The organism is Flavobacterium sediminilitoris (genome assembly GCF_023008245.1).
GTDB classification, from domain to species: domain Bacteria; phylum Bacteroidota; class Bacteroidia; order Flavobacteriales; family Flavobacteriaceae; genus Flavobacterium; species Flavobacterium sediminilitoris.
Window position 1 is genome coordinate 764,689 of record NZ_CP090145.1, and the last position, 12,816, is coordinate 777,504.

The 12,816-nt window shown below is 30.0% G+C and carries 10 protein-coding genes; all 10 read right to left on the reverse strand.

Translation table 11 applies throughout. The annotated features are described in order from the left end of the window. Positions 1-10 precede the first annotated feature (10 nt). Positions 11-1,303 (reverse strand): O-acetylhomoserine aminocarboxypropyltransferase/cysteine synthase family protein, encoded by a 1,293-nt coding sequence (locus LXD69_RS03610; protein WP_246917639.1) that lies wholly within the window; start codon positions 1,301-1,303, stop codon positions 11-13. Positions 1,304-1,820: 517 nt separating this feature from the next. Next, positions 1,821-3,275, reverse strand: a complete 1,455-nt coding sequence (locus tag LXD69_RS03615) for a TSUP family transporter (RefSeq protein ID WP_246917640.1) — start codon at positions 3,273-3,275, stop codon at positions 1,821-1,823. After that, on the reverse strand, positions 3,268-4,080 hold the full coding sequence (locus LXD69_RS03620; RefSeq protein ID WP_246917642.1) for a DUF2490 domain-containing protein: 813 nt from the start codon (positions 4,078-4,080) through the stop codon (positions 3,268-3,270). The genes LXD69_RS03615 and LXD69_RS03620 overlap by 8 nt, the downstream gene beginning before the upstream one ends. Continuing rightward, entirely contained in the window at positions 4,025-5,665 is a 1,641-nt protein-coding gene (locus LXD69_RS03625; RefSeq protein WP_246917643.1) for an NADPH-dependent assimilatory sulfite reductase hemoprotein subunit, read from the reverse strand. Before LXD69_RS03625 ends, LXD69_RS03620 begins: the two co-directional genes overlap by 56 nt. Positions 5,666-5,719: 54 nt before the next feature. Beyond that, entirely contained in the window at positions 5,720-7,420 is a 1,701-nt protein-coding gene (locus LXD69_RS03630) for a diflavin oxidoreductase (RefSeq protein ID WP_246917644.1), read from the reverse strand. After that, positions 7,410-8,228: a uroporphyrinogen-III C-methyltransferase gene (cobA, locus tag LXD69_RS03635; protein ID WP_045971175.1), complete on the reverse strand. Its 819-nt coding sequence runs from the start codon at positions 8,226-8,228 to the stop codon at positions 7,410-7,412. The genes LXD69_RS03630 and cobA overlap by 11 nt, the downstream gene beginning before the upstream one ends. Positions 8,229-8,309: 81 nt before the next feature. Next, on the reverse strand, positions 8,310-9,221 hold the full coding sequence (gene cysK / locus LXD69_RS03640) for a cysteine synthase A (RefSeq protein ID WP_045970994.1): 912 nt from the start codon (positions 9,219-9,221) through the stop codon (positions 8,310-8,312). A 26-nt stretch (positions 9,222-9,247) separates the two neighbouring features. Beyond that, a complete protein-coding gene (gene epsC / locus LXD69_RS03645) occupies positions 9,248-10,075 on the reverse strand; it encodes a serine O-acetyltransferase EpsC (RefSeq protein WP_246917646.1) in 828 nt (275 codons plus the stop codon). A gap of 21 nt (positions 10,076-10,096) precedes the next feature. Beyond that, entirely contained in the window at positions 10,097-11,329 is a 1,233-nt protein-coding gene (locus LXD69_RS03650; RefSeq protein WP_246917649.1) for a sulfate adenylyltransferase subunit 1, read from the reverse strand. A gap of 53 nt (positions 11,330-11,382) precedes the next feature. Continuing rightward, positions 11,383-12,288, reverse strand: coding sequence for a sulfate adenylyltransferase subunit CysD (gene cysD, locus LXD69_RS03655; protein WP_045970988.1), 906 nt, complete (start codon positions 12,286-12,288; stop codon positions 11,383-11,385). Positions 12,289-12,816 lie beyond the last annotated feature (528 nt).

Below are 12,816 nucleotides of genomic sequence, written 5' to 3' on the forward strand. Positions count from 1 at the left end.
CTTAAAAAAATTAAACAATACTTTCTATCGCAATTGTTTCAAACACGGCTTTTAAATCGGCTTTTAAATCTTCGATATCTTCTAAACCAACTGATAATCTGATTAAATCTTTAGATACTCCTGTTGATAATTGTTCTGTATCTGATAATTGTTGATGAGTAGTACTTGCAGGATGAATAATCAATGATTTTGTATCCCCTATATTTGCCAGAAGAGAAAACAATTTAGTATTGTCGGCTACTTTTTTAGCTGCTTCAAAACCACCTTTAAGTCCGAAAGTAACTATTCCACTTTGTCCTTCTGGCAAATATTCTTTAGCCAAATTATGATATACTGAATCCTCAAGTCCTGGATAATTTACCCAAGCAACTTGCTCTTGATTTTTTAACCACTTTGCTAGAGCCAATGTATTTTCACTATGTTTTTTAATTCTAATAGATAATGTCTCTAAACCTTGTATGGTTTGAAAAGCATTAAACGGACTCAAAGCAGCTCCAAAATCGCGCAGCCCTTCAATACGCACTTTAGCAATATATGATGCAGCGCCTAATACTTCATAATATTTTAGTCCGTGATAACCTGCAGAAGGTTCTGTAAATTCAGGAAATTTACCATTACTCCAATCAAATTTACCAGCATCAATAATAACTCCTCCTAATGAAGTTCCATTACCTGTTATATATTTTGTTAAAGAATGAATTACGATATCAGCACCGTGAGCAATTGGATTTAACAAATATGGAGTAGCAACTGTATTATCTACTATAAAAGGAATTTTATTTGATTTTGCGACAGTTGAAATTGCTTTTAAATCTAGTACATCTAATTTTGGATTACCTAAACTTTCTGCAAAAATCACCCTTGTATTTTCTTTGATTGCATTATCAAAATTTTCTGCTTTTGATGGATCAACAAACGTGGTTGTAATTCCAAGTCTAGGAAGTGTTACGCTTAATAAATTATATGTTCCTCCATATAAACTACTTGATGCTACAATATGATCACCTGCTTTAAGCAATACTAATAAAGCTGTAGAAATTGCTGCTGTTCCAGAAGCTGTAACAACTGCACCTAAACCTCCTTCTAACTGCGCTAATCTTTGCTCTAAGACATCATTTGTAGGATTATTTAATCTTGTATAGATATAACCTGCTTCTGTAAGTCCGAAAAGATTAGCTGCATGATCTGAATTATTAAACACATAAGAAGTTGTTTGATAAATTGGCACTGCTCTAGTTCCAGCATTTGTTGAAACATCGTGTCCGGCATGAAGTGCGTTTGTTGAAAATTTTTGTGTACTCATTTTTTTATTTTTTTATTTATTATTATTTTGTGATTTGCGTCCCAAATAAAAAGTCCTTTGGGCAATTTTACCAAAAGGACTTTTTAAATATGGAACATAATTAAAATTAAGTCTTTCGCTTTTGGCAACAGGAAACCATAGTGCACATGCACATCATATTATAAAACATATCCATATTCTTTATTTTCATATTTGTTAATTATTATTAATAAAAATTTATTTTTACTTTTCAAGTACAAAAAAGCCTCCATTTAAAACAGAGGCTTTTGTACTTTTAAATTTAAAAACTATACAATACATTGCCTCTGCGAATTTCTCCACATTATCATCAACATATTACACATTTTAAAACTCATCTTTATCCTTTAAATTATCTCTGCAAAAATAGATTGTTTTTCTAATATAAAAAAATAAATAGATTATTTTTCTAAATTTTGTTATATTAAATAATTTTAAATGAAAAAAAATCTAAAATAATAATGATAAACAATTTTTAATTCTAACAGATTAACATTCTTTAAATTATCTTAACGAACACCCTTATACTAAACACTATAACCAAGAAAGCAACCAATATTAACGCTGCTTTTTTAGGCAATTTCCCTGCTAATCTTGCTGCAATAGGAGCTGCAACAATTCCTCCGAGAATTAGTCCTAAAATAATATACCAATGACTAACTCCCAATGATGTAAAAAATACAATTGAAGCAGACATTGTTACAAAAAATTCAGCTAAACTAACTGTTCCAATGACATATTTTGACTTTCTCCCTTTTGCTAATAATGTAGATGTCACAATAGGTCCCCAACCTCCTCCACCGAAAGCATCCATAAAACCACCTGAAAATCCTAAAAATCCTAAAAATTTTATTTTTTTCTTCAATTGAATTTTTTTAAAAGCCAAGACTAATAATCGAATTCCAATAATAAAAGTATAAGATGAAAGAACTACATAAGCTATTTGTTCGTATTCATTTCCTAAATATATAAGCAAATACGCTCCTAGAACAGCTCCTAAAACTCCAAAAATAGCTAACCAAACAAGCATTTTCTTATTTACATTACCGAATTTATAATGTGAATATCCACTTATTGCACTGGAAAACATTTCCGCTGTGTGAATACTACCACTTATTGCTGGCAATTTAACCCCAAGAAGCATCATACTCGTTGCACAAGTTACACCATAACCTAATCCAACAGCTCCATCTATTAATTGGGCAATAAAACCTATTAAAAGCATATAATAAAACTCATTTGGGATATAATTTAATCCTTCTTTAAAAGACGAAAAAGACACATATGTAGACAATCCGAAACCAACAAAAAACATAAGAAAAGACAGTGCTAATGTGAACACTAATCTTTTGTATTTTTTCTGACCACCTTCTTTTTTAACACTTTCAAATCCTTGTGTTAATTTATTCAAATCGTTTAACTTTTCTTGAAAACTCCCTTTATGATTTGCTCTAAACTTATTTAAACTTTCCACACTATTTTCAATATCATCAGGAATTATTTCTGTAAAATATTCTCTCATTCTACGAGCTAGAACTGGTGACTTTCCATTAGTTGAAATTGCTATCTTAACACTTCCTTTATTCACAATTGAACCTAAATAAAAATCACACAAAGCAGGTTGATCAGCTGCATTAACTTTTATTCCTCTTTCTTTTGCTAAGTTTCTAACTTCCAAATTCACTTCTGAACTATCTGTTCCAATAATTACAAAATCTATATCATCAAGATCATCCTTCTCAAAAGGTCGTTCAAATGATTTAATATTAGAATGTTTTTCTATAACTGCTTTCAATTTTGGATATATAATAGTTCCCACTATAGTTATAGCAATATTAGAATTTTGCCTCAATAATGTTTCTGTTTTTTCTAAACCTACGTTTCCACCACCTACTATTAAAAAATGAGCCGTTTCAGTTTTAAGAAATACTGGAAATAATGTATTATTACTCATGTTTATTATTTTTAAAAGACAGTTTATGAAACAATGAAAACCTAACAATATCTCTATTATAAAAATCAACACCTGACGATTGTTGTTGAAACCAATTCATATATCCAATTTCTACTGAAATTGACGGATTAATAACATAATTCAATCCTAAATAAATTCTATTCTGATTAAATGTGTTTTTCACAATTTTTTTCCCAACGTTTAGCATTACTTCGTCCTTTATTTTTAAAATAACTTTATCTGATTTTTCTTTTTCAAATAGTAAAAAATCTAAACCTAACTGATATCTAAATCTGAAATTAGAAAACTTATACTCATTTGTTCTATGATCATCTTTTAGAACATTAAAGAATCGTGCTTCTAGCTTATACCTTTGTAAAATTGTAAAAAATGAAACTTTTTGTTTATTGCTAATTCCAACATCTGGTCTTAATTCAGGAATTACTTGTTTACTTTCTGAATTTGGATTATGTGAACTTTGCAAAAAAAATGTAAGTCCAACAGATGAATTCCATTTATCTATTAATTTTCTTTCTAGATTAGTTCTAAAAACCAATTGATGTTGGGCTGTTGGTTTTACAAATTGCCTTTCTTGTATTTCACTTTTTAAATTCCAGTTATCATTTATGTTTAAAATATTATAATATCCGTACCAAATTAATTGCTGTTTTGTTATATTTTTTTGAGCTTGAACTGCTTTTTGGGAAAGTAAAAGCATGAGTATTACTTTCCCAATTAGTTTTATTTTTTTAAAGAATTGCTCTAAATGCAAAATCCCCAAAGGTTTCGCCTTGATTTCTTTCATTTACGTATCTCCCTAACAATGAGTCTACTTCTTCTAAAATCTGAGACTCTGTCTGTTTTTCTTTGTATAATTTATTCAATCGTTCGCCATATCTATCTCCTCCTAACATAAAATTATACTGTTCTGGTCCTGTCCCAATGAATCCTAATTCAGACACATACGGCCTTCCACATCCATTAGGACAACCTGTCATACGAATAGTAATTTCATCATTTTGTAAGTTATATTTTTCTAAAATAGGTTCTATTTTTGTAACCAAAACAGGCAAGTATCTTTGTGCTTCTGCTAATGCTAATGGACATGTAGGCAAAGCAACACAAGCCATGGAGTTCTTTCTTAAAACACTATCTTCTTTTGCAATATTAAATTGCTCAATTAATTGCTCAATTTTAACTTTATTTTCATTTGAAACTTCTCCTAAAATTAGATTTTGATTCCCAGAAAATATAAAATTAGACACATTCAATTTTGCTACTCCATATAAAAACTCTTTCTGATATGGTTTAATTACACCATGTTCTACAAAAAGAGTATAGAACCATTTTCCTTCATGATTTTGTTCCCATCCGAAACGATCTGAGCGTTCTGTAAATTCAAATGGTTTTTCTGGAGCTAATTTAAATCCGATTCTTTTTTCCAACTCTTCTTTAAATCCTTCTACAGTTAATTTATCAACTGTGTATTTCAAACGAGATAATTTTCTATCTACACGATTACCAAAATCTCTTTGAACTGTTAAAATCTCATAAACCGCTTTTAATGTTTTTTCTTCCGTATCAGTAAATCCAATAATACTTCCTAATCTTGAATATGTATTTGGATTTCCGTGTGTTGTTGCCAAACCACCTCCTATAGCAATATTAAATCCTTTTAGCTCATTGTTTTCTACGATTGCAATTAAACCAATATCATTTGTAAAAACATCCACATCATTACTAGGAGGAATAGCAATTGCTATTTTAAATTTTCTTGGCAAATATCTATCTTCATATAATGGATCTGCTTCAGATGAACGCTCATATATTTTTTCACCATCAATAAAAACATCATAATATGATTGTGTTTTAGGTAACAACAAAGTCGAAATTTTGTCAGCATATTCATAAATTTCTTTATGTAACGGTGATAATTGCGGATGAGAACTTGCAATAACATTACGATTCACATCTCCACAAGCTGCTATTGAATCTAATTTTGCAACATTAAAAGCTTGAATAGTTGGTCGTAATTGATGTTTTAAAAGCCCATGTAATTGTAACGTTTGACGCGTCGTTATTTTCAATATTCCTGTTCCGTATTCTTCGGAAATATCATGAGTTGCAATCCATTGTTCTGCATTAATAACACCTCCAGGAATTCTTAAGCGAATCATGAAAGAGTATAATTTATCTAATTTTTTCGCTGCTCTTTCTGCTCTACGATCTCTATCATCTTGAACATACATTCCATGAAACTTCACTAATGTTTCGTCATCTGGACGAACATTTCCTGTGTGATTATCTAAATCAATACTTTCTTTTAACGTACCTCTAAGTCCGTCACTTTTTGTTTTTATAGCTTCTATTGGTGACAATTTTTCGCTCATTTTGTTCTATTTTAAGTTTATTTTTTTTTGGTCTTATTGAATCTTAAACCAATATTAATACACGTCTTTTTGATATTTTCCAGCAACTTCTAAGTCCTCCAAAACTTGTTTTGCTTCTTCTAATGATATATTTCTTTCCTGAACTAAAACATCAAGAATAGCATTTTCAACATCAATACTCATTGGATTTTTTTGTCCACAGATATACAAACTTGCTCCATTTTCAATCCATTTATTGAATTCATTTGCTTTTTCACGAATGCGATCTTGTACATAAATTTTCTTTTCTTGATCTCTTGAGAACGCAGTATCTAATTTTGTCAAGACTCCTGTAGTAATCCATTCCTGAATTTCAGTTTGGTAATAAAAATCTAAGACAAAATGTTGCTCACCAAAAAACAACCAATTCTTTCCTTCTGCTCCAGTAGCATCTCTGTGCGCAATAAAACTTCTAAATGGAGCAATTCCTGTTCCTGGACCAATCATGATTATGTCTGTTTCTTCACTTGGTAATCTAAAATTCTGGTTTTTATGGATGTAAAAATCTATCTCTGTATTAATAGGATAATCTGCTAAAAACTGAGATGCTAATCCTGTTTTAAGAACTTCACCAATTTTAAATTTATTAAGATTTACGGTTAAATGCACTTCTCCATCGTGAGCTTCAGCCGATGATGATATTGAATACAATCGTGGAGCAATCGGTAATAAAACTGATATTAAATCTTCTATTTTTATTGATTTTGCATTAGGATATTGTTTTAAAACATCAATTAAATCTGTTTTTTCAAACTTAATATCTTCTTTTAAAAGTACCGACAATTGCTCTATAGAACGTTTACTCAATCCTTTTATATTTCTTTCTAAAAACCAGTTTTCAACAGTATTCTTTTGATCTTTTACTGTGATTTCTGTAGAAGAATTAAGTTCAAAATAATCTATTATAAACTCAACATCATTTTTACTGTTTTTTGGAATAATTCCAAGAGCATCACCTGGTTCATAATTAATTTCATCTTCAGATGATAACTCTATATGATATGTTTCTTTTTTAGAACCTACATCATTCAGGATAATTTTAGTACTTATTATTCCTTTGTAATTTTTTTTATGTTCGGTTGTGTTGCCTTTTACAACAGAAGCAACGTTAGTAGCCACAACTTCTTTCTTAAAGACAGATTGTAACTCTTTTTCCCAAACTAGAACATCTGGAGCAAAATCTACATCTGCTTTCACTAAAGGCAATAATCTTTTTGCTCCTTTTTGAGACAATACCTCATCGAGTAATACTCCTGCATTACAAAAAAGAGGATAAGAAGAATCTCCTAATCCAAAAACGGCATAAGATGTTCCACTCAAATCTAATGAAGTACTTTTTATATATTCATAAAATTCAACTGCATTTTGCGGAAACTCACCTTCTCCTTGTGTACTCATCACAAATAAAACTAAGCTTTCCTTTTCTAATTTAGCTTTGTCATATTGAAACACATCGATCGATTTAGCTTGTATTTTATTTTTCTTAAAAGAAGCTAATAACTGAGAGGCTATTTTTTTAGAATTACCTGTTTCTGTACCATAAATAATTAAAGGTTTGACTGCAACACTTTCAAGAACAGGAATTACAGGAGCTTGCGTTCCTATAAGATTCTTGTCTAAATATCCTGCTAAATATCCTTTTGTCCAGATAATCTCTTCTTTAGATGCACTTTGCACCAATTGTTGTAATAAGTTTAGTTTAGTATCAGATAGCATTTTGAAATAATATTTTATGATTATCGAAATAGGATTCTGTATTGTTTTTTTCAGAAAACCAAGCAAATTTTTGATGTAGGTTTACCACATTTCCTACAATTAATAAAGTAGGTACATATTCAAATTCAGGAAGTTCTTTCGTTTTCAATTCTTCAAATGAAAAAACTGTTGTTCTTTGATCTGGTGTTGTTGCTTGTTGCACAATTGCGATTCCTTTATTTTTATCAATTCCATTATTTAACAATTGATTTGATAGAGAGTTCAAGCGTTGTCCACTCATGTAAAAAACAAGCGTATCTTCTGTATTTGCCCAGTCTTTCCATTGTTCGTTTTTTACATTTTTAAGGTCATACAATGTTAAAAAGCGTACACCTCTTGAGTATTCTCTAGCAGTCAAAGGAATTCCTGTATAAGCCGCAGCACCAAAAGCCGCAGAAACACCAGGAACTATTTCATAAGGAATACCATTTTCAACTAGCACATTTAACTCATCCAATACATTAGAAAATAGCGACACATCACCTCCTTTTAATCTTAAAACCAATTTTCCTAATTGGGCAAACTCAACCATTAAATCATTAATATCTTTTTGTGGTGTATGAATTCCTTTTGAACATTGCTTTCCTACATAAATTACTTCTGCATCTTTTCTTGCGTACTCGTCAACTAAAACAGGAGAAACAAGTCTATCTGTTAAAACCACATCAGCAATTTGAAGATATTTTAATGCTTTTAAACTGATTAAATCAGGGTCACCAGGACCAGCACCAGCCAATATCACCTTTCCTTTATTTGAAATTTGTATCATATTTTCATTAGAATATAATTCTATTACTCTATAGAACAAGTAGAGTAAATAGCACTATAAAATTTAAATTATTAATTTATTTTAGAACAATCCTTCTACTGAAAGATATCGCTCACCTGTATCATAGTTAAATGTTAAAATAATAGCATTATCTGGTAATGATTCTATTTTTTTAGCCACCGCTGCCAAAGAAGCTCCTGTAGATATTCCTGCTAAAATCCCTTCTTTTAGGGCAATATTTTTCGCGAATTCAAAAGCATCTTCTTTTGTTACTTGAATAACTTCATCAATAAGATTAGCATCATAATTTCTTGGAACAAACCCAGCTCCAATTCCTTGCAATGGATGTGGTCCTGAAGCACCTCCACTTAAAACAGGAGACAATTCTGGCTCAACTGCAATTACTTTTAAATTTGGAAATTTTTGTTTTAAAACCGAAGCTACCCCAGTTATATGGCCACCTGTTCCAACCCCTGTAATAATATAATCTAATCCTTCTGGAAAATCTTGAATAATTTCTACCGCTGTTGTTGTTTTATGTGCTTCAACATTTGCTGGATTTTCAAATTGCTGAGGAGACCAAGCGTTAGGTATTTCTTTTACCAATTCATTTGCTCTTTCAATAGCTCCTTTCATTCCTTTTTCACGAGGAGTTAATTCAAATTCAGCTCCATAAATTTCCATTAACTTTCGTCTTTCAATACTCATGGATTCTGGCATGACTAGAATTACTCTATATCCTTTTACCGCAGCCACTAGAGCTAATCCGATTCCTGTATTTCCAGAAGTAGGCTCAATAATAACACTATTTTCATTCAACAACCCTTTTGCTTCTGCATCTTCAATCATTCCTAATGCAATACGATCTTTTATACTGTTTCCAGGATTAGTTCTTTCTAACTTTATCCAAACATTTTTATTTTCACCATATAATCTATTAATCTTTACTACTGGTGTGTTTCCAATGGTTTGTAAAACATTTTCTACTCTCATAATTATTTATTTTTATTTTTACTTATTTATATACTAAAATTAATAGGCTCTGGAAATTGATTTTTTGATTTTATAACAATTTCACTTTTATGGAATACTAATGATTGAGAAGGTATTGATTCTGTTATCCAAACATTCCCGCCAATAATTGCTCCTTTTCCAATTGTTGTTTTTCCTCCTAAAATTGTTGCATTTGCATAAACAACCACTTTATCTTCAATAGTAGGATGCCTTTTCTCCTTTGCTTTATCTTTACTTACACTTAAAGCTCCTAATGTTACTCCTTGATAAATTTTCACATCATCTCCTATTACTGTTGTTTCACCTATAACAACTCCTGTTCCATGATCTATAAAAAATCTTTTTCCTATTGAAGCTGCTGGATGAATATCTATTCCTGTTTTACTGTGTGCATATTCCGAAAAAGACCTAGGCAATATTGGAATTTCTTTTTTCCAAAGTAGGTTTGCAATACGATAAATTACGATTGCAAAAAAACCAGGATAAGTTAAAAGAACTTCATCTTTTGATTTTGCTGCTGGATCAAATTCAAAAACAACTTTTAAGTCTGATAAAAAAGTTTCATGCAAAACAATTACATCTTCAAAAAAATCAGTCGCAGTGGATACAGCTTCCGTTGAAGATAATCCGACTTGTGTTAAAAATTGTGTCATTTTTTCTTCTAACTCAACTTTTTGCCTTTTAAAAAAAGTATACTCCTTATATTCTTCGTTGATGCAAAAAATCCAAGAAAAAAAACTTTCTATCCAATATTCCACTTCTTTTTTATCAAAACATATTCTTGTTTGTAAAAAATTAGATTTGTATAATAATTTTATTCTATCATTTTCCATTTAATCTTTATTTCTCAATTTTTACAGAAACATTAAAGCTCCAACAGTATTAAAACTTGTTTCGTCTATTAAAATCGCATTTCCTGATTTTGGATTATCTGTGAATGAATCATAGAGCAAAGGTTGATTTGTTTTTATGGTTATTTGAGCTATATCATTCAGTTTTACCTCATCTGCACTAACAAATTCCCAATCATTTACATTCCATTTTTGATTAATCGATTGAATTTTAACTCTAACATTTTTAAAACGATGTTGTAAAATATACGTTTTTCCTATTTGAAGAGATGTATCATCTAGCCATGAAATCCAAGTATTAATTTGATTAGACTCGATTGGAGTTTCATCAACTTTTACGATAGTATCTCCTCTACTAATATCTATATTGTTTTCAAAATGAAGCACTATATTTTCTCCTGCTGAAGCTTTTTCAACAACATTGTTGTTTTTTTCAATATTTACGATTGTTGTTTGAATATTTGCAGGCAAAATTGAAACTTTATCTCCTATTTGGTAAACACCACTCAATACTAAACCAGCATAACCTCGATAATCATGATACACTTCATCTTTTGGTCTAATTACCCATTGTACTTGAAAGCGAGAAACTAAATTTTCTGTTGAATTTATTTGAACTTCTTCTAAAGTTTCTAAAAGGGATTTCCCATCATACCAAGGTGTTTCATTTGATTTAGCAACAACATTATCTCCTGCCAAAGCACTAACTGGAATATAATCTATTTCATTATAATTTAACTGTTCTTTTATAATTTCAAAATCAGACTTAATTTGATTAAAAACAGTTTCCGAATAGTTAACCAAATCAATTTTATTTATAGCTAAGATAGCCTTTTGAATTCCCATTAAAGAACCAATACTAGCATGACGTTTTGTTTGTTCTGTAATTCCTTTTCTTGCATCAATTAAAATAATAATCAAATCAGAATTTGAAGCACCTGTTATCATGTTTCTAGTATATTGTTCATGCCCAGGCGCATCGGCAATAATAAATTTTCTCTTCTTGGTTGAGAAATATTTATATGCAACATCAATTGTAATTCCTTGTTCTCTTTCTGCTCTCAGTCCGTCTGTTATTAATGACAAATCAATATCAACATCTTCTTGTTTTGTTTGTTTTTGTAAAACACCCAATTGGTCTGTATGAATACTATCTGAATCATACAATAGACGTCCTATTAATGTGCTTTTCCCATCATCTACATTTCCTGCTGTAATAAATCGTAATGTGTTCATTTATATACTTTTTTTTTAAAGCTTACTAACTTTAATTTTTACTTCCTTTTCTTTTAAAAATACCCTTGTTTTTTACGATCTTCCATTGCAGCTTCTGAAAGTTGATCGTCTAATCTGGTTTCTCCTCTTTCACTTAAACGTGTTTTAACAATGTCATCTATTATATCTTGTATTGTTTCTGCTTTTGAAGGCACAGCAGCCGTACATGTCATATCTCCTACTGTTCTATATCTTACATTTTCCACTACTACCGTATCTCCTTCAAGCGGCTGAATAAACTGTGATGTTGCTACTAGTCTATCTTGATACACAATACATTCTCTTTCATGAGCGAAATATAAGTTAGGTAACTCAATATTATATTTTTGAATATAATTCCAAACATCTAATTCTGTCCAATTACTAATTGGAAAGACACGAACATTATTTCCTTTTTGGATTTTACCATTAAGAATGTTCCATAATTCTGGTCGTTGTAGTTTTGGATCCCATTGTCCAAAATCATCTCTTACAGAAAAAATACGTTCTTTAGCTCTTGCTTTTTCTTCATCTCTTCTTGCTCCTCCAATACATGCATCAAAATTATTATCTTGAATAGCATCTAAAAGTGCATACGTTTGTAAAGAATTTCTAGACGGAAACCTTCCTTGTGTTTCTTTCAAATTATACTTTTTAATACTATCTTCTACAGACGCAACTATTAATTTTTCTCCAATTTTATTTACTAGATAATCTCTAAAAGCAATAGCTTCAGGAAAATTATGTCCAGTATCTATATGTACTAAAGGAAATGGAAATTTTCCAGGACGGAATGCTTTCAATGCTAAATGAACCAATACTATTGAATCTTTTCCTCCTGAAAATAGTAATGCAGGATTTTCAAACTGTGCAGCCGTTTCTCGAAGTATGTAAATTGCTTCACTTTCTAATTGTTCTAAATAATTACTATTGTTTGTCATTTCTTTATCTAAATATTATTTTATTAATCAGTGTAAATGAGAGTTATAAAAAAAGCCTCCACAAAATGCAGAGGCTTCAATTGGCTATTTTAAATAATTAACTTTTAGGCAATAGAATGTCTCTGCGGATATTTCCACATCATACAACACATATTGCAAAAAAATATTTTCATTGTTCTTTATTTACGGAGCAAATTTAGAATTATTTTCTTTATAAAAAAAATAAATAGATTAATTTTCTAAACTTTGTTAAAAATAACACTAAAAAAAGAATTTAAAACAAATATATAGGCTAAATTTAGAATTATTTTTTACAAAACTACTTTTTTTTAGATTCTAAAAATAAAATTTAAATTAAATTAAAAAAACACTTGATATTCAATTCGATTACTTAAATTTGCACTCTATAATAAGAGGAGAAATTTGAACTGATTGCAACCTCTATTCTTTGCTTAACCAAGAATTTAATAAATTCTATATTGTATTAAGATAAGGAATAAAAAATGCTAAAGCAGTACAATTACTACT

What these genes read in the sequence shown, in the direction of transcription:
- LXD69_RS03610 (WP_246917639.1), bottom strand. Translation starts at nt 1,303, where the DNA reads ATGAGTACACAAAAATTTTCAACAAACGCACTTCATGCCGGACACGAT.
- LXD69_RS03615 (WP_246917640.1), bottom strand. Translation starts at nt 3,275, where the DNA reads ATGAGTAATAATACATTATTTCCAGTATTTCTTAAAACTGAAACGGCT.
- LXD69_RS03620 (WP_246917642.1), bottom strand. Translation starts at nt 4,080, where the DNA reads ATGAAAGAAATCAAGGCGAAACCTTTGGGGATTTTGCATTTAGAGCAA.
- LXD69_RS03625 (WP_246917643.1), bottom strand. Translation starts at nt 5,665, where the DNA reads ATGAGCGAAAAATTGTCACCAATAGAAGCTATAAAAACAAAAAGTGAC.
- LXD69_RS03630 (WP_246917644.1), bottom strand. Translation starts at nt 7,420, where the DNA reads ATGCTATCTGATACTAAACTAAACTTATTACAACAATTGGTGCAAAGT.
- cobA (WP_045971175.1), bottom strand. Translation starts at nt 8,228, where the DNA reads ATGATACAAATTTCAAATAAAGGAAAGGTGATATTGGCTGGTGCTGGT.
- cysK (WP_045970994.1), bottom strand. Translation starts at nt 9,221, where the DNA reads ATGAGAGTAGAAAATGTTTTACAAACCATTGGAAACACACCAGTAGTA.
- epsC (WP_246917646.1), bottom strand. Translation starts at nt 10,075, where the DNA reads ATGGAAAATGATAGAATAAAATTATTATACAAATCTAATTTTTTACAA.
- LXD69_RS03650 (WP_246917649.1), bottom strand. Translation starts at nt 11,329, where the DNA reads ATGAACACATTACGATTTATTACAGCAGGAAATGTAGATGATGGGAAA.
- cysD (WP_045970988.1), bottom strand. Translation starts at nt 12,288, where the DNA reads ATGACAAACAATAGTAATTATTTAGAACAATTAGAAAGTGAAGCAATT.